Genomic DNA, 22,527 nt, shown 5'->3' with positions numbered 1-22,527 from the left:
TCTTACCAAAAAGATCGGACGCTTCCGAAAAGCAGCGCCTGACAGACTCCGACAGCGGGAAACCGGTCGGCCTGCGCTACAATCTCGCCATGCTTTCGCCACGCCTCGCAAACTCATCCCCGCCGTCCCGGTCCGCTGCTACGCCAGCCCGCTCCAACCGTTGGTTGCAGGGGTTTGCGGAGTCGCACTACTACTTGCTGGTACCGCTCGTCTCCATTGTGATCTTCCTGGTGGTGATGAGCTTGATTCTGTGGAGCCTGAACCGTCGCGAAACGGAGCAGCAGCAGGACACGCTTTATCGAAACGTCGCGTGGGCGCAGCAGCAGATCCGCCTCAATATGCTGGCCATTCAGGACCAGATCAGTTCCCTTGCGCGCGATACGGCGGCTAAACCGCAGGACGTGGCGCACTTCCAGAACACGGCAAGCGAGCTGATGCAAAATCATGCAGACATCGTCTTCATGAACTGGCTCGATGCGTCGCAACGGCCTAAGTGGGCCGTTCCGGCGGACTCCCCTTTCGCGTCGCGGCTACAAGGCTCGGCCCAGCATCCCATGGAGGACGAGCTGTTGGTGGCGTTTCGCGCAGCGCGCGACTCGCGTCGCTCTGCCTACTCCACGCTGATCTACGACGCCTCGGGGGCCAGCTACATCGTCGTTCAGGTGCCGGTACTGCGCGAGCGCGAGTTCCTCGGCACGATCAGTGCGGTGTATTCGGTCGAGGGCCTGCTGATTCACGAGTTGCCTCAGGAACTCGGTGACAAATTCAAGGTGTCGTTCATCGACACGCACAACAACGAACTGGCGACGACATCCACGCGACCACCGCTGCCACGCGACGTGTCGTACGAGTTGTTACTTGATCCGCCCGGCCACAGCCTTGCCGTGCGCATCTACTCGTATCCGGCGGTCGGCAATTTCGTCAACAACACGCTGGTCTGGCTGATCGCCGGGTTGTCCTGCTTCGTACTCTGGAGTCTCTGGAGTTTGTGGCGCCACACGCGCCAGCGCTTCGAAGCACAGCAGGCGCTGTTTAATGAGACGTCGTTCCGCCGGGCGATGGAGAACTCCATCGTGATCGGTATGCGAGTCCTCGACCTGCAGGGCCACATCACCTATGTGAATCCCGCGTTTTGTCGGATGACGGGCTGGGACGAGCCGGATCTCATGAACCGTGCGCCGCCCTACCCGTACTGGCCGAAGGACGATATTCACGAAATGCAGCGCCGCATCGATATGACGCTGCGCGGCAAAGCCCCGTCGCACGGTTTCGAAATTCGGGTGCAGCGCAAGGACGGCACGATTTTCTACGCGCGCATGTTCGTCTCGCCGCTGGTCGATGCTCACGGCCGCCAGACTGGCTGGATGTCCTCGCTGACGGACATCAGCGAGCCCAAACGCGCCCGTGAAGAGCTCGCCGCTGCGCACGAACGGTTCACGACGGTGCTCGAAAGCCTCGACGCTTCGGTATCGGTGCTCGCCGTCGACAAGGCAGAGTTACTCTTCGCCAACCGCTATTACCGGCAACTGTTCGGCACGCGCCCGGAAGGCCACCTCGAGCTGTCGGGTGGGGGCGAGCTGTCGCCAACGTCGCTCGATCACATCGACATGGTCGATGCTTTTGCCGGACTGCCCGCAGCGTCGCTGACCGATACGGCGGCGGAAACGCAGGAAATTTACCTGCCAACGCACCAGAAATGGTTCGAAGTCCGACGTCAGTACATTCAGTGGGTGGACGGCCATCTGGCGCAATTGCAGGTGGCGACGGACATTACCGCGCGCCGTCATGCGGAAGAGTTGGCCCGTCAGGAAGAGGAGCGCCTGCAATTCACCGGCCGTCTGACGACGATGGGTGAAATGGCATCGTCGCTGGCTCACGAACTGAATCAGCCGCTCGCGGCCATCAACAACTACTGCATGGGCACGGCCGCGCTGGTGCGGGCTGGTCGCACGTCCCCTGAAACACTGTTGCCAGCGCTGGAAAAGACGTCTCAACAGGCGGTGCGGGCCGGGATGATCATTAAGCGGATTCGCGCCTTCGTGAAACGAAGCGAGCCGAAGCGACAACCGTCATCCATTTATGAGATCGTGGCAGACGCCGTCGGCCTTGCGGAGATCGAGGCACGTAAGCGTCGTATCCGTATCGTCACGGAGCTTCCGGCAGGACTGCCACAGATTAACGTCGACCCGGTGTTGATCGAACAGGTCCTCATGAACCTGCTGAAGAACGCCGCCGAAGCGATGCACGGCTATACGCCCCCGCCGGGACAACGACGCGACCCGACGGTGCGTTTGCATGTGGAACGGCGGGATAAATCTGTTGAATTCCAGGTATCCGATCACGGGCCTGGGGTTGACGAAGCGACTATCGAACGATTGTTTGAACCGTTCTTTAGTACCAAGTCGGACGGCATGGGCATGGGCCTGAACATCTGCCGTTCGATCATCGAATCGCACCACGGCCGTCTATGGGTAGAAAACAATGAAATCGACGGCGTGCGGAATGGTTGTACTTTTTGTATTCTGTTACCGTTAGAAAGCGATACGACATCCGGATCCGGGGGAGGACTATGACGACACCCAATATCAATACCGATCAAGAAACCGTCTTTGTTGTCGATGACGACGAAGCTGTCCGCGACTCGCTTCGCTGGCTTCTAGAAGCCAATGGATATCACGTGCGAGGGTTTGGCAGTGCAGACGATTTTCTGCAGTTTTGCGCAGACGTTACGCAAAGCAACCGCCCGAACAACCTGATTGGCTGCCTGATTCTCGACGTCCGCATGCCGGGCATGAGCGGACTGGAGCTTCAGGACGCCCTGATCGAGCGCGGCATCAACCTGCCGATCATCTTCGTGACGGGCCACGGTGACGTGCCGATGGCTGTCGAAACGATGAAGAAAGGTGCTACGGACTTCATCGAAAAGCCGTTCGACGAGGGCGAACTGCGCAAGCAGGTCGAAAACATGCTGAGAACCGCTCGCGAGGAAGCTGGCCGCCATCGCGAACAGCAAGCTGCGGAAGAACTGCTCAGGAAGTTGACGAGCCGTGAGCATCAGGTGCTCGAGCGCATCATCGCCGGTCGCCTGAACAAGCAGATTGCCGACGATCTCGGCATCAGCATCAAGACAGTCGAAGCGCACCGCGCCAACATCATGGAGAAGCTCAACGTTAACACCGTTGCCGATCTGCTCCGTCTGGCACTGTCCAAGCGATAAATCGGATGGCCCTGCACCTTAGGGTGCAGGGTATCGAGCCTTCGGGTACTGTACTGATTTCAAGTCCGGTGCCCCACCGCCCCCTTGCGCCGACCGACCACCGGTCGCGCCCGTCGGGTTGCGTCCTTCTTTCCCCTCCCCAACGGCACTTGCGCTAACGCAGGCTAACGCAGGCATTAACGCGTTACACCGCATGCCCCGCTCCCGTGAGCCCCAGCGCGCCGGTATAATACGGTCTTTGCGCTCGTCGCCCGCCCGACCCGCGTCGCTGTATACGGCTCCCTTGGGCCAGCCCCCTTCCTTCATACGATATCCACGCATCATGACCGCCACCCTCATCGACGGCAACGCCCTCGCCAAACGTATTCGTGCCGAAGTCGCCACGCGCGCCGCCGCACTCTCCGCTCGCGGCCATCAACCCGGCCTCGCCGTGGTTCTCGTCGGCGAAGACCCAGCCAGCCAGGTCTATGTGCGCAACAAAGTTAAGGCTTGCGAAGACAATGGCCTGTATTCGTCGCTCGATCGCTACCCGGCGGACCTGGCCGAGAGCGATTTGCTCGCTCGAATCGATGAGCTGAATCGCGATCCGAAGATCAACGGCATTCTCGTGCAACTGCCGCTGCCCAAGCACATCGACAGCCACAAGGTGCTCGAAGCCATTGCGCCAGAAAAGGATGTCGACGGCTTCCACGTCTCGAACGCCGGGGCACTCATGACGGGCGCTCCGCTGTTCCGTCCCTGCACGCCTTATGGCTGCATGAAGATGCTCGAATCGGTGGAGTTCCCGCTGCGTGGCGCCGTTGCAGTCGTGATCGGCGCGTCGAACATCGTCGGCAAGCCCATGGCCATGATGCTGCTTCAGGCCGGTGCCACCGTCACCATCTGCAACAGCAAGACGCGCGATCTGGCGGCGCACACGCGCAATGCCGACGTGATCGTTGCCGCCGTGGGCAAGCGCAATATCGTCACGGCCGATATGGTCAAGCCGGGTGCTGCGGTGATCGACGTCGGCATGAATCGTGACGACGAAGGCAAGCTCTGCGGCGACGTCGATTTCCACGGCGTCAAGGAAGTCGCTGGCTTTATCACACCGGTGCCCGGTGGCGTGGGCCCGATGACCATTACCATGTTGCTGGTCAACACGATCGAAGCGGCGGAGCGCGCGCTTGGCTGATCGCCAGGCGGACAGCTGACCAGAAGCAACGGTTTTTCCCGCAGCAACGCCTTATGGGGCGCGCACGGCCAACAGGTCGTACGCGCCCTCTTCATTTGTGCGCCAAGTCAATCCCACCAAGGCTTCGTGTGCAATTCCCGGTTGGTGACGTCAATGACATCAGTTGAAAAAAACGACTGGAAAATTCGACAGGTTGCCCCCACACTCTTCGTAAGCCCCTTCAAGTGGATAACGAACGCATGAATACGCCGAAAAGCAATCCTCTTCTCGACATCGAGGGACTCCCCCGTTTTTCCGAAATTCGCCCTGAGCATGTGACGCCAGCCGTCGACGTGCTGCTGGAGCAGGCACGCGCGGCCGTCGATCGTGCAGCCGACCCCGCAACACCCGCGACATGGGCCAATATCCTCGACGCTGTCGAAGACGGCACGGAAGGCCTTGGACGCGCCTGGGAAATCATCGGACACCTGAACGCAGTTGCCGACACTCCTGAACTGCGCGCCGCCTATAGCGAAAATCTGCCGCGCGTCACCGAGTTTTCGGCCAGCGTCGGCCAGAATCTCGCGCTGTTCGACAAGTACAAGTCGATTGCCGCCGGACCGGAATTTGCCGGACTGTCCACCGCTCGCAAGAAGATCCTGGACAATGAAATGCGCGGCTTCCGCCTGGGCGGCGCAGAACTCCCAGAAGATCAGAAGCCACGATTTGCCGAGATTCAAGAAGAACAGGCCAGCCTCGCGAAGAGCTTCTCCGATCACGTCCTTGATGCCACCAACAAGTTCTCCCTCGTCGTGACCGACGAAACGGAGATCGCGGGTCTGCCTGACGACGACAAGGCGGCCGCACGCGCCGCTGCCGATCGCGATGGCGTGGAAGGCTGGAAGTTCACGCTGCACTTCCCCTCGTACTTCCCCGTACTCCAGTACGCGGACAATCGCGCGCTGCGCGAAAAGCTGTATCGGGCGAACGTGACACGCGCATCCGAACTCGGACCGAAATTCGGCGATGGCGACGCGGGTTGGGACAACACCGGTATCGTTGTGGAGCAACTCGCGCTGCGTCGCGAAGAAGCGCAAATGCTGGGCTTCAAGAACTACGCAGAAGTCTCACTCGAGCCGAAGATGGCCGAATCGCCCGCGCAAGTGCTCGAATTCCTCGAAGACCTCGCGCGCCGTGCTCGTCCGTATGCAGAACAGGACTGGGAAGAGCTTCAGGCATTTGCGGCCAAGTCGCTCGGCATCGACAAGTTGCTGCCCTGGGATACGGCATACGCGTCTGAAAAGCTGCGCCAGCAACGGTACGCTTTTTCCGAAACGGAAGTGCGTCAGTATTTCCCGCTCCCGAAGGTACTCGACGGCTTGTTCCGTGTTGCAGGCACCTTGTTCGATGTGACGATTCGTCCGCAAGAGGCCGAGACGTGGCATCCCGACGTGCGCTTCTTCCGCATCGAACGCAATGGCGAACTGGTCGCGCAGTTCTACATGGACCTCTTCGCTCGCGAAGGCAAACGCGGCGGGGCATGGATGGATAGCGCGCGCACGCGCAAGCGTCTGCACGACGGCGCGCTGCAAACCCCGGTCGCCTACCTCGTCTGCAACTTCCCCGCCCCGGTCGGAGAAAAGCCCGCCCTGCTGCCGCACGACGATGTCATCACGCTGTTCCACGAGTTCGGCCACGGCTTGCACCACATGCTGACGCAAGTCGAAGACGCCGGTGTTGCTGGCATCAATGGCGTCGAATGGGACGCCGTGGAATTGCCCTCGCAGTTCATGGAGAACTTCTGCTGGGAGTGGGACGTCCTTGAGCACATGACGGCGCACGTCGATACGGGGGCCACCCTGCCGCGCGCGCTGTTCGACAAGATGATCGCCGCTAGAAATTTCCAGAGCGGCCTGATGATGCTGCGCCAACTGGTCTTCTCGGACTTTGACATGCACCTGCATTACGACTTCGATCCGCGTGGGCCGGAGTCGGTGCTTGAAGTGTCGCGACGCATCAACGATCGTCTGCACGTCACCCCGCAAGTGGATTTCTCGCGCTGGCCGAACACGTTTAGCCATATCTTCGCGGGCGGATACGCGGCGGGCTATTACAGCTACAAGTGGGCTGAAGTGCTGTCGGCCGATGCCTATGCCGCTTTCGAGGAAGCGGCCAAGGTGAGTGGCACGGTGCTGGATACGGCGACGGGTAAGCGTTATCGCGACGAGATTCTCGCCGTGGGAGGCAGCCGTGAGGCGATGGAATCGTTCATCGCATTCCGGGGTCGCGCGCCGCAAGTCGATGCATTGCTGCGCCACAGCGGAATGTCAGCGAGCTGACGGCTTACATCACATGAGGAATGGGGGCTGACGGGCGTCGGCCCTCACCCTTCAGCCCTCAGCTATCGTCGTCGCAACCGTTCGGTCGCCACGTATAGCTGTGCGTTTCCTTATCGAGGCAACGCGCGGCTTGAAAGCGAATGGTGCAGCCGTTCTCATACGTCCGCGTGCACTCACCGTTGATGCATTGAGTGCGCATTCGGACGACCTGTCCAGTGGGTATCCTGCACTGAGCCGGGGTTGCCTGGGCGGCCTGCGGTGGCGGCAAGCGCTTCCCTGGACGCTGACCACTGTCGAACCACACTTGCGCGCCGTCCGTCGAGCATTGTCCACCGCGCTGGCAAACGACAAACGCATCCTGCAACGCAGAATCCTGCGTGTCGCCTAGCGCTACCCCAACCTCTCCATTGCTGGCATGCACGACCGCCCAGTAGGCCGGTCCATTTCCCGCCATCAGGACTTCGCATCGCCCTCCTCGACTTCCCGATGCAAGTTGCGTTCTGCATCGGTTCACCGCGGCAATTTTGGCCTTCGCCATCGACGTCTGATTGGTGACGTAGACATATCGAAGCCCACTTGCCGTGTGGACGCCCGCCACCGCAGACGCCGCGAGACTCGACGGGCTCACCGAGGCCAGGAGGCCTGCAAGCACAATCGCGCACGTTGCGGGAAAGAGGCGAAACAACCTGATCATGGCAAGACGGCGAGAATAACGCTGCAAGGGATGGTGAGAGCCCCCATCAGAACACAGGGCGAAACGGACACAAGCGGCAATCAAAGGGGGAATTGCCCGCTTATTGCGCCTGAGGTGGGGGCTTCAGCCTAGGACCAAGGCGAATCAAAGGGAGACCAACGGCGGATGCAGCGATCCAAACAAAACAGGCGGTGCATCTTTCGATGTCACCGCCTGTATCGCCCGAAGTCTCCCCCGGGCGGGGCGTCACCTCACGGCGCGCCAAATGCATCGGAACGACTTAGGTGCCGCGCTTGATCCAAGCCGCCAGATTGTGCGGACGCAGCGTGTCGTACTCTTCGAACGGCTGGTGAATCCACGGATTCGTCGGCAGGAAATCGACCGCGTAATCCGGTGCCACCTTCGAACAGGCCTTATGCCACAGCACGGCCGAGCGCACGTCCGTCACCTTGGTGAAACGCTCCTTCAGGTGCTTGCCGACGCGCTCGAGCGTCACACCCGAATCGACCAGATCGTCGACCAGCAGCACACGGCCTTCCAGCTCGCCGCGCGTGATAGTGATGTACTGAGCGATATCGAGGTCGCCACGAATGGTGCCTTCGGCTTCGCGATACGAACTCGTCGCCAGGATCGCAAGCGGCACGTCGTAAATGCGTGCGAGCTGGTCGCCCACACGCAAGCCACCTCGGGCCAGACACAGGATCTTGTCGAACTTCCAGTTGGACTCATGGACCTTGAGCGCCAGGCGCTCGATCAGTCGATGATATTCGTCCCACGAGACCCAGAGGTTCTTATCGTCGTTTTGGGGCAGATTCATGGTGTGTCTTGCTTGTCGTGCTGTTTTTAGTTCTTGAAGGGGTGGCGCAGCAGGATCGTTTCGTCACGATCCGGGCCGGTCGACACCATATCGATCGGAATACCGCTCACTTCCTCGATACGCTTCAGATAGTTCTGAGCCTCAACCGGCAGTTGATCCCACTTCGTCACGCCAACGGTGCTCTGCGTCCAGCCCGGGAAATCTTCGTAGACCGGCTCGCAGCGCGCCACATCGACAGCGCCGCGCGGCAGAATGTCGATCGCCTTGCCGTCGATCTTGTAACCGACGCACAGACGCACCGTTTCGAGACCGTCGAGCACGTCGAGCTTCGTCATGCACAGACCGGTCACACCGTTGATCTGAATCGAACGCTTAAGCGCTGCGGCATCCATCCAACCCGTGCGGCGCGGACGGCCCGTGACCGAACCGAATTCCTTACCCACCGTCGCGAGTTGCAGACCAATGGCTTCCTGACGGGCGGGGTTATCCGCGTCGTACAGTTCGCTCGGGAACGGACCGGCGCCAACACGCGTGCAATACGCCTTGGTAATGCCGAGCACGTAGTGGAGTTGTTGCGGACCGACACCCGCGCCAGCCGAAGCGGCACCTGCCACGCAGTTGCTGCTGGTGACGAACGGATACGTGCCGTGATCGATGTCGAGCAGCGTGCCTTGCGCACCTTCGAACAGCAGCGCCTTGCCTTCACGATTGACGGCGTAAAGCTCTTGCGACACGTCGGCAATCATCGGACGCAGGCGTTCGGCGTAGCTGAGCATCTTGTCCAGCGTTTCCTGGAAGTCGACAGCCGGCGCGCCCAGATACTGTGTCAGGACGAAGTTGTGATAGTCGAGGTTTTCGCGCAGACGCTCGGCGAATGCCTTCGGATCGAACAGATCCTGCACGCGCAGTGCACGACGGCCAACCTTGTCCTCGTAGGCCGGGCCAATGCCGCGACCGGTCGTGCCGATCTTGCTCGCGCCACGACGTGCTTCGCGCGCCTGGTCGATGGCAACGTGGTACGGGAGGATCAGGGTACAGGCTTCGGAAATGCGCAGACGGCCGCAAACGTTCAGGCCAGCGCTTTCGAGTTCTTCGATTTCCTTGAACAGGGCTTCGGGCGACAACACCACACCGTTACCGATGTAGCACGTGACGCTCTTGTGCATGATGCCCGACGGGATCAGGCGCAGAATCGTCTTCTTGCCACCGATGATGAGCGTATGTCCGGCATTGTGGCCACCCTGGAAACGCACCACGCCTTGCGCGTGATCGGTCAGCCAGTCGACGACCTTACCCTTACCTTCGTCGCCCCATTGGGTTCCGATAACGACGACGTTGCGTCCCTGATTCAAAGCATTGCCGGACATAACAATAGTTGGTTTGGTTAAAAACGTATTCTACCCGTGTTGGCGCAGGGGAGTGCCGCTTTTTTCAGCGAATTCACCGGGGCGTCACAACCCATTGGCCATTTTTCTCGACAAGGACACGGTCCCCCGTGAACTCCTCGAAATCCTGATCGTGCCCCGGCAGCATGCGGATCACGACCTCGCCCGCGTCGCGCAGGCTGTCGATCTTGGCGCGCAGACCCGGCACATCGTCGGCCGGGGCCAAAATCGCGTTACTACGCGCTTCCACTGGCGAAATTGCCGCCAATTCACGCAAATCGAGCGAAAATCCGGTCGCCGGGCGGTCACGTCCGAACGCCTGCCCGACCTTGTCGTAGCGCCCGCCGCGCGCAATCGCGTTGGGAATGCCGTCGACATACGCCGCGAACATCACGCCGCTGTGGTACTGGTAGCCGCGCAGGTCCGCAAGATCGATCGACAGCACGGCCGGACCGTCCTTGCTTTGCGACGCCGCCAGATAGGCCAGATCGTCCAGCGCAGCCTTCACGCCCGGCAGATCCGGCAGAACCTTGCGGGCACGCTCCAGCGTATCCGCCGGGTCCCCGTACAACGTGGTCAGACTCAGCAAAGCGTCGCGCACGTGTGCCGGTAGGTCGCGTGTCAATTCCTGCAACTGAGGCACGTCCTTCGTCGCCAGTGCACCGAACAACTGGCTTTCGATGGCTTCGGCAGCCGGCACGCCTTCCAGCAGCGCCTCGAGCACGCCAGCATGGCAAAGATCGATACGAATCTGCTTCAGTCCAGCGAGTTGCAGGCAGAACAGCAGCAATTCCTGGATTTCGAGATCCGCCTCGAGACCGCTATGACCGAAGATTTCGGCGCCGATCTGGAACGGCTCACGGGTCGCCAGCAAATTACGCGGACGAGTGAACAGCACGCTACCGGCATAGCACAGACGCGTCACGCCCTTTCGGTTGAGCAAATGGGCGTCGATACGGGCGATCTGCGGGGTGATGTCGGCACGCAGACCGATCGTGCGGCCCGAGAGCTGATCGACGAGCTTGAACGTGCGCAGGTCGAGGTCGTGGCCGGTGCCGGTCAGCAGCGACTCGACATACTCGAGCATGGGCGGCATGACGAGCTCATAGCCGTACGTACGGAAACGATCGAGCATCAGTCGGCGCAGATCTTCGATCTTGCGCGCCTCGGACGGCAGCACGTCGGCGATATTTTCGGGAAGTAGCCAGTTCGGCATGGGTATTTCGGAATTCAGACGGCGCGTGAAAGCGCCTTTTAGTAATCGGCCAGCAGCATCAGAATCAGCCCCAGCAGGACGGCGGCCAGGCCGAAGAAGCGAATCTGGCCGGACGGCATTTCCGTTATTTTACGAAAACTTTGCCGCCACCGTTCCGGCGCGGCAAACGGAAACAATCCCTCCACGATCAGCATGAGGGCGAAAGCGAGAATTATCGTGCTGCTGGTCACAGGAGGGCTCGGCCAAAACGCCACCGCCCGCGTTGACGCGGGCGGTGGCAGCTACTCGGATGTCAGAAGGGCTATTTTCCCGCTTTTCCGGCTGACGCGCCAGCACCACCGGAACCACGCATAAATCGGAAGAAGTCGCTGTTCGGGTCGGCGATGATGACGTCCTTCTTGTCACGGAAGGTCGCCTTGTACGCTTCGAGGCTCTGATAGAACTGGGCAAACTGCGGATCGCGGCCAAACGCCTGAGCGTAGATACCCGCGGCAACGGCGTCGCCCTCACCCTTGACCTGCTGTGCCTTGGCATAGGCCTCGGCGACCACCACATCACGTTGACGGTCGGCGTCGGCACGAATCTGCTCGGCCTCGGCAGCACCCGTCGAACGCAGTTCGTTCGCCACACGCTTACGCTCGGCGGCCATCCGGCTATACACCGAATCGCTGATACCGGCTGCCAGATCCACGCGGCGCATACGCACGTCGACAATCTCGATACCGACTTGCGCGGCTTCGTCGCCCACCTTCTGCTTCACCCATTGCATGACCTGATCACGCTGCGTCGAGACCACTTCGGTCACGGTGCGCTTGGTGAACGCTTCCTGCAATGCCGAGCGAATCTGCTGCGTCAGACGATCCTGTGCGAGGCGGTTGTCACCCTTGAAGCTCACATAGAACTTGCGCGGGTCGATGATGCGCCACTTCACATACGAGTCGACGATCAGGTTCTTCTTCTCGGCCGTGATGAAGCGCTCAGGCTCCGGGTTGTCGATGGTCATGATGCGCTTGTCCAGATACAGCACAGTCTGGAGCGGCGGCGGCAACTTGAATTTCAGGCCGGGTTGGTTGTAGACATCCTTGATCTCGCCAAGCGAGAACACCACGGCAAAACGGCGCTGGTCCACCACGAACATGGTCGAGGCGAGCACGATCAGCAAAACGATCAGCGCGACGATAACGGTTCCAATACGGTTCATGCGCTTATCCCCTTAGCGTGAATCGCGGTCGCGGTTGCGCAGTGCCGCACGCGATCGATCATGGTCGACATCACTGCTGTCGCTCGCAGCAGGCGCACCTGCCGCAGCCCCCGTGCCTGCACCGGATGCCGGTGCCGGGGTCGATGCGTCGCTACGCGAACGCTCCATGATCTTGTCCAACGGCAGATACAACAGGCTGTTGTTCTTCGAATCCACCATGATCTTCGTGGTGCGCGAGTAGATCTGCTGCATCGTATCGAGATACATACGCTCGCGGATCACACCCGGCGCCTTGGCGTAGGCTTCCTGCACCGACTTGAAGCGATCGGCATCCCCTTGCGCCTGCGACACGACACGCGCCTTGTAACCGGCCGCCTCTTCCGTCAGACGCGACGCCGTACCCTTGGCACGCGGAATCACGTCATTGGCATAGGCTTGCGCTTCGTTCTTCGCACGTTCGAGATCCTGCCCGGCCTTCACGGCGTCGTCGAACGCGGCCTGCACCTGCTCAGGCGGCTGAACGCTTTGCATCGTTACGCTCGTGACGAGAATGCCCGTCTTGTAGCTATCCAGAATGCGTTGGATCGACGTGACGAGTTCGTTCGCGATTTCTTCGCGACCGGCATAGAGCACGAAGTCCATCTTGCTCTTGCCGACGATCTCACGCACGGCCGTCTGCGCAGCCAGATTCACCGACGATTCGGCGTCCACGTTATTGAACAGGAATTCGGTCGCGTCCTTGATGCGGTACTGCACAGCGAAGCGAACATCGATGATGTTCTCGTCGCCCGTGAGCATCGACGAATCCTTCAGATCGGTATCGCGAATCGTGTTCGAGCGGCCAATTTCCACCGATCGGATCTGCGACATGTTGACGATCTCGACCGACTGGAACGGGTACGGCAAGCGCCATTGAATACCCGAGGTGGTCGTGTACTTGTACTTGCCGAACTGGGTGACGACACCGACCTGACCTTCCTGGACGATGAAGACGCCCGTGGCCAGCCAGATCAGGAAGGCCAGCGCGACGACAACGCCCACGCCGATACCCGAACCACGCGAGCCACCGGAGAAATTGTTCGAGCCGCCATTGTTGCCGCCTCCGCCGTTCTTACGGCCGAAGATACGGTTCAGACGACGATTGAAATCGCGCCACAGTTCGTCGAGATCGGGAGGGCCATCCTGCTGCGGGCCTTGCGGTCCGCGCTGCGGCTCCTTCTGATCCTGCGAATTCGGATTGTTCGCACGATCGGGGCGGTTCGGCTCCTGATTGCCGGACGGCGAATCGCCGCCGCCGTCCCGCCCCCAGCGCGGGTCGTTCAGGGAGAAAATCAAGCCAACTCGTCGCATCAAAGCTCTTGGAAGCATAGGTAGAAGCGTGGTGACTGAAGCGGGTTGGGCGTTGCGACCGGCGCGCCTCATATCGGAGCGCGCATGCTGCCGGTTCGCGCGTGTTTCCCGAATCTGGTTTGCCGATCGGCGGCCTTACCCGGCCTCCGTCTAGTCTCTTGCCAGTTCGTCACCCGAGTCGAAGCGTGCTGCCGGTGTTCCCCGTGGCAACGCGCCCTTCACGGTGCGACGTCTCGTGTTATCTGTCTTCTGCGCGCGGCACATCGTCCCAACGGTCGATGAGCCGGACATCGGGCGCTTCGTGCTGCGATTGTAACCCACCAGTGCCAGCCACAACCGCCTCGCTGATGGCCTCGCGCAGCAGGTCGAGGCCCTGACCGGTGCGCGCGCTCAAGAAGACTCGCGTAATGCGCCCGGCCTCATCCCGTTCGATTCTCGGCCCTTGTGCGGCCAGTTCCGGCACCGCGTCGATCTTGTTCCAGACGAGAATCTGCGGGATATCGGCCGCGTCGATCTCCGCCAAAACGGCATTGACCTCGGCCATCTGCTCCTTGCGCACCTGACTCGACGCGTCCACCACATGCAGCAGCATGTCGGCGTGCACCGTCTCCTCAAGCGTCGCCCGGAATGCCGCCACCAACTGGTGAGGCAACTCGCGGATGAATCCGACAGTATCAGACAGCACGATGTTCCCGAGTTCACCAAGATAAACACGACGCGAGGTCGTATCGAGCGTGGCGAACAACTGATCCGCGGCGTAGGCGTTGGCTTTCGTCATCGCATTGAACAGCGTGGATTTTCCCGCGTTCGTATAGCCCACCAGCGAGATCGACATCGTGCCGCTGCGCTGACGCGCCCGGCGTTGCGTATCGTGTTGACGCTGAAGTTTTTCGAGTCGAATCTTGAGCGACTTCACGCGTTCGCCCAACAAACGACGGTCAGTTTCCAACTGCGTTTCACCCGGACCACGCAGACCGATACCACCCTTCTGACGTTCAAGGTGAGTCCAGGCGCGCACGAGGCGCGTGGACAGGTACTGCAGCTGTGCGAGTTCGACCTGCAGCTTGCCTTCATGACTCTTCGCACGTTGGGCAAAGATATCGAGGATCAAGCTGGTACGGTCCACCACGCGGCATTGCAGGAGGTGTTCGAGGTTACGCTGCTGGCCAGGTGTCAGCGCGTGATTGAAAATCACCAGTTCGACGTCGAATTCGGCGATGGCTTCGCGCAATTCTTCTGCCTTGCCGCTGCCGATGAACAACTTGGCATCCGGGCTATGGCGACGGCCGGTGATGGTCACGACAGGCTTGGCGCCTGCGGATTGCGTCAGAAGGTCGAGTTCTTCGAGACTGGCTTCGAAATCGAGTTTGCCGAAATCGACGCCGACGAGCGCGGCATTGATGGTCAAGCTACGCTGGGATTGGGAATTGGGACTGTTGGACAAGAGCGGGCGGTGGGGAAGAGAAATTCGCCCGGCCGGAGACTCCCGGTCGGGCGAGCCTGAATCAGGACTGCTCGGCTTCCGGATGGAAATTCACCGGACGCGCAGGCACGACCGTCGAAATGGCATGCTTGTAAACCATTTGGGTGACCGTGTTACGCAGCAGGACGACATACTGGTCGAACGACTCGATGTTTCCCTGCAGCTTGATACCGTTGACCAGATAGATCGAGACGGGAACATGCTCCTTACGCAAGGCGTTCAGAAACGGGTCTTGTAGAAGTTGCCCTTTGTTGCTCATAAGTTACTCCATTGTATTTTTAGCAAATGACCGTAAGCCAGGGCGTGTGCGCGCTTCCCACCCTGACCTCCACACTATAGCCGATTTTGCTAGCGTCGCCAGCAAAACCCCGCCCCAGGCGGGCTTTCACTCGCCCTTGGCGTAAGGGTTCGCGCTGTTGCGGAACTCTATGCGTAATGGAGTGCCCTTCAACTTAAAAGTTTCGCGGAAACGGTTCTCAAGGTAACGGCGATAACTATCGGTCACGCCATCCAGACTGTTCCCGTGAATGACGATGATCGGCGGATTCGAGCCGCCCTGGTGGGCATAGCGCAGTTTCGGACGCGAGAAGCCCGCACGCCGCGGCTGCTGGTGCTCCACAGCCTCGATCAGCGCCTTCGTGAGCTTCGGCGTCGGCAACTTCGTCATCGCCGCGGCGAACGCTTCGTCCACCGAACGCATCAACGGACCGATGCCCGTCGCCTTCGTGGCCGAAATGAAGTGGAAGTTTGCAAAACCGAGGAATTTGAGCTTTCTCTCCAATTCCTGTTTCGCCTGGTCGCGGGTGTATTCGTCCAGTCCGTCCCACTTGTTCACGCCCACGACCACCGCACGCCCCGACTCCAGAATAAAGCCGGCAATATGCGCGTCCTGATCGGAAATATCCTGACGGGCGTCGAGCATGAGGATCACGACGTTCGCATCGGCAATCGATTGCAGCGTTTTCACGACCGAGAACTTCTCGATCGCTTCGAACACTTTGCCGCGACGACGCAGACCCGCCGTATCGATCAGCGTGTAGTTCTTGCCCTGACGCTCGAAGTCGATGTGAATCGAATCGCGCGTTGTGCCCGGCATGTCGAACGCGATCACGCGCTCCTCACCCAGTAGCGTGTTGACCAGCGTCGACTTCCCGACGTTCGGACGACCGACGATGGCGATCTTCACACGGCCATCGTGCTTGTCGTCGTCCTCGCTCTCGTCCTGATTCGCATAGAACGGCGCGAGGGCTTCGTCGATGACTTCCTTCACACCGTCGCCGTGCGCGGACGAAATCGCCAGCGGATCGCCCAGACCGAGTTCGTAGAAGTCATTCGCGACCGCGGAGTACTTCATGCCCTCGGCCTTGTTGACCACGAGCATGATCTTGCGCCCCGTCTTGCGCAGATAGTCGGCGATGATCTGGTCTTGCGGCGTCAAGCCCTGACGGCCGTCCACGATGTAGATCACCACGTCGGCTTCGACCACGGCCTGACGCGTCTGCTTGGCCATCTCGTGGAAGATGCCTTCCTTGGCCACGGGTTCGAAGCCGCCGGTATCGATCACCAGATACGGATGCTCGCCAACACGCCCCTCGCCATAGTGACGGTCGCGCGTGAGCCCGGGCATGTCGGCGACGAGTGCGTCGCGCGAGCGGGTCAAACGGTTGAATAGCGTCGATTTGCCGACGTTGGGGCGCCCTACGAGCGCGATCACGGGTTTCATGAATAAGCCCTAAAAACGAAGACGGCCGGCGCGCTGCCGGCCGTTCCCGGAAAATGCCCGGGTGCTTGCCGGTTACCGGTTATTCCGGACGGAAGCCATAAATGTTGCCGTCGCGGGTTTGCACAACCAGCGTCTGACCGGCGATAACCGGCTGTGCGCTGATGGCTCCGCTCAGCTTGACGCGGGCGAGGAACTCGCCGTTGTCGCGAGACAGGAAATGCAGATAGCCCTGCTTGTCGCCCACGACCACCACACGGCCGAGCGCCAGCGGCGCCGACAGGTCGCGGTACTTGAGCTTGTCGTTCTGCCACAGTGTACTGCCATCGGCAGCGTTGAACGCGTACACGGCGCCATCGGTATTGACCGCAGCCACCACACGCTCGTCCTGCGACACACCGTTCGGCGACGAGAAATCACGCGCCCACAGACCGTTGCCGGTCTGCACGTCGGCGCAACCCACGCGACCCTGGAACGTCGCGCCGCACACCTGACGACCGAACACGACCGGCGAGCCCGTGACGTCATTCACACGCTCGACTTCCGTCACACCCTTCGGGTACGACAGCGGCGTGATCCACTGCGGATTGCCGGTATTGGCGTCGAGCGCCACCAGCTTGCCGCCCGGGAAGCCCGTGATGACCGAACGGTCACCCACGAACGCCATGCCGGTGCCAGTGCGCAGCGTAAGCGACGTGGCCGGCTGCGAGTACGACCAGCGCACCGAACCCGTGCCCGAATCGAACGCGGTCACACGGTTGTTGATGGCACGCACCACCACCAGACCACGCCCCACCAGCGGTGCCGTCAGCACTTCGCTGCCGGCGTTCGCCTTCCACGACTGCTTGCCGTCGTGATCGAAGGCGATCACATCGCCCTTGTGCGTGGCGACCACCGTCGTCTCACCATCGCTGCCCGGACCTGCGGTGATGTTCGTATCCGCCTTGGCCGACCAGGTCGACGCTCCCGTTTCCGCATCCACGCGCACGATGCCGCCGTTCGCGCCAGCCGCGAAGACGGCATTGCCCACCGCAACCGGCGCAAAGCTGTAGGCGCCTGCCTTACCGACGCTCGCCGTCCACATCTGCTTGACGGTCAGCGCCTGCTTGATCTCCGTGAGCGGCGTGGGCTCATGCGCCGGCTTGCTGCCGAACAGCCCGCAACCACCCAGCGTGCCCAACACTGCCAGCGTCAGCACAGCGGTGCTCGCGCGCTTGAAAATGCCACGGCGCGGCGAATCCGACTGGGTGACCTGCACGGACTGTGACATGGCCATCGTTTGCGGCATCGATCGACGGAAGTCGTTAAGGATCATCATGTACCCGGTTATGCGTTATGGGAGGGTAATACTTGCCAACGGAATGCCGACGCGCGTCAGGCCCCCAGCGCGTCGAGCTTGAATTGCACGAACTGGCGCATGCCCGAATCCTGCTTGTCGAGCTTGTCGAGCGCCAGCTTGTAAGCGGTCCGTGCGTCGGCCACCTTGCTCTGGGCGACGAGCACATCGCCGCGGCGATCGGCAAACAGCGCAGCGTACGGTGCCGGCGGGTTGTCGAGCATCTTGAGCGCTTCGTCGTAAGCCTTCTCGTCGAGCAGCACACCCGCCAGACGCAGCTTGGCCAGTTGCTTGTACTCATCGTCCTTGGCGTTCGACGCAGCCCATTGCAGTTGTGCCTTCGCGCCTGCCGTATCGCCGGCATCGGCCAACGTCTTGGCGGCGAGCAGCGCGGTCATCTGCGCATACGGCGTGCCGCTGAACTTGCTTTCCATGTCAGACGCGATACGGGCAACCTTCGCCTTGTCGTTCGCATTGACCGCCGTTTCCAGTTCGCCATACAGCACGCCGGCTTCTACCGCCTGCTTGCGCTCGTAATAGCGCCACAGGTTCCAGCCGCCATAGGCCAGCATGATGACGACGAGCGTCCAGATAACGTAATTGCCGTACTGCTTCCACCAGGCCTTTACGTTCTCGATCTGTTCCTGTTCCTCGTGATAGCTGCTCATTCGCCGGGGTTCTCCGTGTCTGGCGTCTTGGATTAATGAAGCGTTTCGTTGCCTGCGCCGGCATCGGCCAGGCTTTCGTTCACGCTCTCGTCTGCACTGGCGACGATCGCGTCGATCAGATACTCGGCGAGGCCTTCAAACGGCACGCTTGTCTGGTTGTTCGTCTGCTCGGCGGCACGCAGATGCTTGACTTCGGCAGTGCCCGACGCCACTTCGTTCTCACCGATGATGACGGCGAAGTTGGCACCGCTGGCGTTCGCGCGCTTCATTTGCGACTTGAAGCTGCTGCCGTTGCCGTCCGGGCTGCAATGGAACACGACGTTCAGACCGGCATCGCGCATGCGCTCCGCTGCAATCAGCGCCGGCGCCACGGCCGATTCGCCCTGGTGCACAACGTAGACGTCAGCGCCTTCGGCCTGCGGCACGAGATCGTCTTCGCGCAGCAGTTCAAGAATACGTTCAACGCCCATCGCCCAACCACACGCCGGCGTAGCATCGCCACCCAGTTGCTCGATCAGCGGGTCGTAACGACCGCCACCGGCGACCGTACCCTGCGCACCCAGCTTGTCCGTCACCCACTCGAACACGGTCAGATTGTAGTAATCCAGACCGCGCACGAGGCGCGGATTGATCGTGAACGGGATGTTGTTCGCCTTGAGCAGCGACTGCACACCTTCGAAGTGCTTGATCGACGCTTCGCCGAGATAGTCGATGAGCTTCGGCGCACCTTCGACCATTTCCTGCATCGCCGGGTTCTTAGTATCGAGCACACGCAGCGGATTGGTGTAGAGGCGACGCTTGCCGTCCTCATCCAGCAGATCGACGTGCTTTTCGAGATAGGCGATCAGATCGGCACGGTGACGCGCGCGCTCTTCACCCTGCCCCAGCGAGTTCAACTGGAGATGGATACCGGTCAGACCGAGATCGTCCCACAGACGCTGGCACATCAGAATGATTTCGACGTCGGCATCCGGACCCGCCAGGCCAAGCGCTTCCACGCCGACCTGATGGAACTGACGATAGCGGCCGCGCTGCGGCTTCTCGTGACGGAACATCGGGCCGAAGTACCACAGACGCTTCGGGCCACCGTACAGCAGATTGTGTTCGAGCGTTGCGCGAACCGCTGCCGCCGTACCTTCCGGACGCATCGTGAGTTGTTCGCCGTTGAGCGAGTCGGTGAAGCTGTACATCTCTTTCTCGACGATGTCCGTCACTTCACCGATACCGCGCGTGAACAGTTGAGTCTGTTCGAGGATCGGCGTACGGATCTGCTGATAGCCGTAGGCGCGCAACATGGCGCGCACCGATTCCTCGAAAAACTCCCACAGGGCTTCGTCCTGCGGGAGGATGTCGTTCATACCTTTGACCCCGGCCAGTTTGGCGGGGCGATTCTTCTTTGCGTCAGTCATATTCTCTTGTGTTCTGTCTGCGTCCCTGCGACGTGCTGCTCACGGTGTGTCGGCGCGCTTGGTGCAAGCCGTGCATGCCGACTCAGGCGCCGACTTAGGCGGCCACTGCACCTTCCGCCTGACCGTAATGCGACTTCACGTAATCGTCGACGATCTGCTGGAATTCCTCAGCAATGTGATCGCCACGCAGCGTGCGCACCTTTTCGCCATCGACGAAAACCGGCGCAGCCGGCGATTCGCCCGAACCCGGCAGGCTGATGCCGATGTTCGCGTGTTTCGATTCACCCGGACCGTTCACGATGCAGCCCATGACCGCGACGTTCATGTTCTCGACGCCCGGATATTGAGCCTTCCACACCGGCATTTGTTCACGCAGGTATGTCTGAATATTCGACGCCAGTTCCTGGAACACCGTGCTCGTCGTACGGCCGCAACCCGGGCAGGCAATCACCATCGGCGCGAACGCACGCAGGCCCATCGTCTGCAGGATTTCCTGCGCCACGACGACTTCACCCGTACGCGCGCCGCCGGGTTCCGGCGTCAGCGAAATACGGATCGTGTCGCCAATGCCTTCTTGCAGCAGCACCGACAGCGCGGCCGTCGAGGCGACGATACCCTTCGAGCCCATGCCTGCCTCGGTCAACCCGAGGTGCAGCGCATAGTCGCAACGCTTGGCCAGCTCGCGGTACACCGCGATCAGGTCCTGCACTGCGCTGACCTTGCACGACAGCAAAATCTTGTCGGCCGCGAGACCCACACGCTGCGCCAGTTCGGCCGATTCGAGCGCCGAGGTGATCAGCGCTTCGTACATCACGCTCTGCGCGTCCCACGGCGTGGCACGTGCGGCGTTTTCGTCCATGATCCGCGCGAGCAACGACTGATCCAGGCTGCCCCAGTTCACACCGATACGCACCGGCTTGTCGTACTTGATCGCCATCTCGATCATTTGCGCGAACTGCGTGTCGCGCTTGGCGCCCTGCCCGACGTTGCCCGGGTTGATGCGGTACTTCGACAGCGTCTCAGCGCATTCCGGATAGTCGGCGAGCAGCTTGTGGCCGTTGTAATGGAAGTCGCCCACCAGCGGCACCATCACACCCATGCGATCGAGTTGCTCACGGATATGCGGCACGGCAGCCGCCGCTTCCGGCGTATTCACCGTGATTCGCACGAGTTCGGAGCCAGCCTGCGCCAGCTCCTTGACCTGAATGGCCGTACCGATCACGTCTGCCGTGTCGGTGTTGGTCATCGATTGCACGCGAATCGGCGAATCGCCGCCAACCGTCACCAGTTGACCGCCCCAACGAATCCCGACTTTGCGGGACTGACGGCGGGGTGCCGGACCACCGATGATCGGCATGCATTCTACAGAAGCCATGATTACCCTCTTTCGGTCTTACTGGAGCGTCAGACGCGCCACGTTGCCCGCATTGCGGGACTTGATCTCGACCGGTTGACCGTTGAATTCCAGCGATTCGACGCCCGCGACGTTACCCACAACGATCTTGAGCGGCGCATCGCCCGTAATTTCTTGTTCGGCACCTGCACGCATCAGTTGGGAGAACAGCACCTTGCCGTCCTTCGAACGCACTTCCACCCAGCTGTCCGCCTTCAGATGCAACGCAATCTTGCCATTACCCGGCGCACCGACGCTCGACGCCTTCGTCTCAGCCGGTGCCGCAGGGGCGGCCACGCTCGTCGCGGCCGCAGCACTCGCGATCCCGGCGACCACGTGCGTCGGATCGACGGCAGCGATCAGGCCCGGGCCTGCAGCGGCGGCACTGGCCGATGCGTTATTGACCGTACTTTCGGTATTGCCGTTGTTCGTCGCATTAGCAACGTTCGTGGCGGCACCGCCCTCTGCCCCCGGCGGCGTGCCATTGGCATCGGCGACCACCGGCTGGCTTGCCGGCTCGGCAGCATCCACGGCACCTTGTGCCGACGCACCGCTTGCCAGGTCAGCCGCCTCGATGTTGCCGCGCCCGGCTTTGTGGGCATTGCCGAAGTACCATGCAGCGCCCGCGATGACGACCAGCGCAGCCAGTGCCCAGGGCCACTTGGCCTGAGACGCTGCGACCGGCGAGCGGAAACGCACCGGGCTCTTCGGGATGCTCGGCTGTCCCGACTGCGGTTGCGGAATATCGATGGGGGCCGTCGCCGTACCGCTCACACGACGCAGCGATTCGATCATCGGCTCGGGGTCACCCCCGACCATGCGAGCGTAGCTACGCACCACACCCTGAATAAACGGCATTTCCGGCAAGGCATCCCACTCGCCGGCTTCGAGACGCTTGAGCTTCTGCACCGAGACCTTCAAACGCGCCGACACGTCCTCAATGGACATGCCGCGCTTCTCGCGCAAAGCGGCCAGTTGCGCACCCACTTGCGCGCCCAGCTCAGCCCATCCGGCAGGTGCTCCCTGCGGCAAGCCCTGGCCTTGAGCCCCGGTTTGCCCGCCTGCATCCGCCTGATTCTGGTTATCCATCGATACGCCCCCGTTCGTAAGCAGCCGCCCGCAGCGGCTGAGGATATGCTCGCGACA

At 61.1% G+C, this 22,527-nt stretch carries 18 protein-coding genes and 1 pseudogene; 4 read left to right on the top strand and 15 right to left on the bottom strand.

What is annotated here, in order from left to right:
• Window positions 1-89 precede the first annotated feature (89 nt).
• The 4 genes from ACIQWO_RS02500 to ACIQWO_RS02485 all read left to right on the top strand — a co-directional run bounded on the left by ACIQWO_RS02500 (window position 90) and on the right by ACIQWO_RS02485 (window position 6,709).
• A complete protein-coding gene (locus tag ACIQWO_RS02500) occupies window positions 90-2,573 on the top strand; it encodes a PAS domain S-box protein (RefSeq protein WP_224786829.1) in 2,484 nt (827 codons plus the stop codon).
• Window positions 2,570-3,217 (top strand): response regulator transcription factor, encoded by a 648-nt coding sequence (locus ACIQWO_RS02495; protein WP_039399048.1) that lies wholly within the window; start codon window positions 2,570-2,572, stop codon window positions 3,215-3,217. The genes ACIQWO_RS02500 and ACIQWO_RS02495 overlap by 4 nt, the downstream gene beginning before the upstream one ends.
• Window positions 3,218-3,539: 322 nt before the next feature.
• Window positions 3,540-4,391 carry a bifunctional methylenetetrahydrofolate dehydrogenase/methenyltetrahydrofolate cyclohydrolase FolD gene (gene folD / locus ACIQWO_RS02490; RefSeq protein ID WP_402818746.1) on the top strand — a complete coding sequence of 284 codons (852 nt, stop codon included), beginning with the start codon at window positions 3,540-3,542 and terminating at the stop codon, window positions 4,389-4,391.
• Window positions 4,392-4,630: 239 nt separating this feature from the next.
• Window positions 4,631-6,709, top strand: a complete 2,079-nt coding sequence (locus tag ACIQWO_RS02485; RefSeq protein WP_402818744.1) for a M3 family metallopeptidase — start codon at window positions 4,631-4,633, stop codon at window positions 6,707-6,709.
• A 58-nt stretch (window positions 6,710-6,767) separates the two neighbouring features.
• Here ACIQWO_RS02485 and ACIQWO_RS02480 read toward each other — a convergent pair whose 3' ends face one another.
• The 15 genes and pseudogenes from ACIQWO_RS02480 to ACIQWO_RS02410 all read right to left on the bottom strand — a co-directional run bounded on the left by ACIQWO_RS02480 (window position 6,768) and on the right by ACIQWO_RS02410 (window position 22,470).
• On the bottom strand, window positions 6,768-7,403 hold the full coding sequence (locus ACIQWO_RS02480) for a DUF4189 domain-containing protein (RefSeq protein WP_402821771.1): 636 nt from the start codon (window positions 7,401-7,403) through the stop codon (window positions 6,768-6,770).
• A 280-nt stretch (window positions 7,404-7,683) separates the two neighbouring features.
• Complete coding sequence (locus ACIQWO_RS02475) at window positions 7,684-8,220, bottom strand: phosphoribosyltransferase (RefSeq protein ID WP_046291611.1); 537 nt, start codon at window positions 8,218-8,220, stop codon at window positions 7,684-7,686.
• 26 nt (window positions 8,221-8,246) lie between these two features.
• Window positions 8,247-9,587 carry an adenylosuccinate synthase gene (locus ACIQWO_RS02470; RefSeq protein WP_402818740.1) on the bottom strand — a complete coding sequence of 447 codons (1,341 nt, stop codon included), beginning with the start codon at window positions 9,585-9,587 and terminating at the stop codon, window positions 8,247-8,249.
• 73 nt (window positions 9,588-9,660) lie between these two features.
• Window positions 9,661-10,821 carry an ATP phosphoribosyltransferase regulatory subunit gene (locus tag ACIQWO_RS02465; protein ID WP_402818737.1) on the bottom strand — a complete coding sequence of 387 codons (1,161 nt, stop codon included), beginning with the start codon at window positions 10,819-10,821 and terminating at the stop codon, window positions 9,661-9,663.
• 38 nt (window positions 10,822-10,859) lie between these two features.
• Window positions 10,860-11,051 (bottom strand): DUF2065 domain-containing protein, encoded by a 192-nt coding sequence (locus ACIQWO_RS02460; protein WP_052252941.1) that lies wholly within the window; start codon window positions 11,049-11,051, stop codon window positions 10,860-10,862.
• A gap of 71 nt (window positions 11,052-11,122) precedes the next feature.
• Window positions 11,123-12,022 (bottom strand): protease modulator HflC, encoded by a 900-nt coding sequence (gene hflC / locus ACIQWO_RS02455; RefSeq protein ID WP_402818734.1) that lies wholly within the window; start codon window positions 12,020-12,022, stop codon window positions 11,123-11,125.
• 12 nt (window positions 12,023-12,034) lie between these two features.
• Window positions 12,035-13,357, bottom strand: coding sequence for an FtsH protease activity modulator HflK (gene hflK, locus ACIQWO_RS02450; RefSeq protein ID WP_084009692.1), 1,323 nt, complete (start codon window positions 13,355-13,357; stop codon window positions 12,035-12,037).
• Between the two features lie 343 nt (window positions 13,358-13,700).
• Window positions 13,701-14,780, bottom strand: a pseudogene (gene hflX / locus ACIQWO_RS02445) (GTPase HflX); the annotation flags it as partial.
• A gap of 97 nt (window positions 14,781-14,877) precedes the next feature.
• Window positions 14,878-15,114, bottom strand: a complete 237-nt coding sequence (gene hfq / locus ACIQWO_RS02440; protein WP_010807283.1) for an RNA chaperone Hfq — start codon at window positions 15,112-15,114, stop codon at window positions 14,878-14,880.
• 126 nt (window positions 15,115-15,240) lie between these two features.
• A complete protein-coding gene (gene der, locus ACIQWO_RS02435) occupies window positions 15,241-16,578 on the bottom strand; it encodes a ribosome biogenesis GTPase Der (RefSeq protein ID WP_402818729.1) in 1,338 nt (445 codons plus the stop codon).
• Window positions 16,579-16,657: 79 nt separating this feature from the next.
• Window positions 16,658-17,845 carry an outer membrane protein assembly factor BamB gene (gene bamB, locus ACIQWO_RS02430; RefSeq protein ID WP_402818726.1) on the bottom strand — a complete coding sequence of 396 codons (1,188 nt, stop codon included), beginning with the start codon at window positions 17,843-17,845 and terminating at the stop codon, window positions 16,658-16,660.
• Between the two features lie 104 nt (window positions 17,846-17,949).
• A complete protein-coding gene (locus tag ACIQWO_RS02425) occupies window positions 17,950-18,579 on the bottom strand; it encodes a tetratricopeptide repeat protein (RefSeq protein ID WP_150664928.1) in 630 nt (209 codons plus the stop codon).
• 32 nt (window positions 18,580-18,611) lie between these two features.
• Window positions 18,612-19,988, bottom strand: coding sequence for a histidine--tRNA ligase (hisS, locus tag ACIQWO_RS02420; RefSeq protein ID WP_402818723.1), 1,377 nt, complete (start codon window positions 19,986-19,988; stop codon window positions 18,612-18,614).
• A gap of 94 nt (window positions 19,989-20,082) precedes the next feature.
• Window positions 20,083-21,363, bottom strand: a complete 1,281-nt coding sequence (ispG, locus tag ACIQWO_RS02415; RefSeq protein ID WP_402818720.1) for a flavodoxin-dependent (E)-4-hydroxy-3-methylbut-2-enyl-diphosphate synthase — start codon at window positions 21,361-21,363, stop codon at window positions 20,083-20,085.
• A gap of 18 nt (window positions 21,364-21,381) precedes the next feature.
• Window positions 21,382-22,470 (bottom strand): helix-turn-helix domain-containing protein, encoded by a 1,089-nt coding sequence (locus ACIQWO_RS02410; RefSeq protein ID WP_402818717.1) that lies wholly within the window; start codon window positions 22,468-22,470, stop codon window positions 21,382-21,384.
• Between the last annotated feature and the right edge of the window lie 57 nt (window positions 22,471-22,527).

The organism is Pandoraea sp. NPDC090278 (assembly GCF_044772185.1).
Lineage (GTDB): Bacteria > Pseudomonadota > Gammaproteobacteria > Burkholderiales > Burkholderiaceae > Pandoraea.
This window is presented reverse-complemented; position numbering and strand designations above follow the sequence as displayed.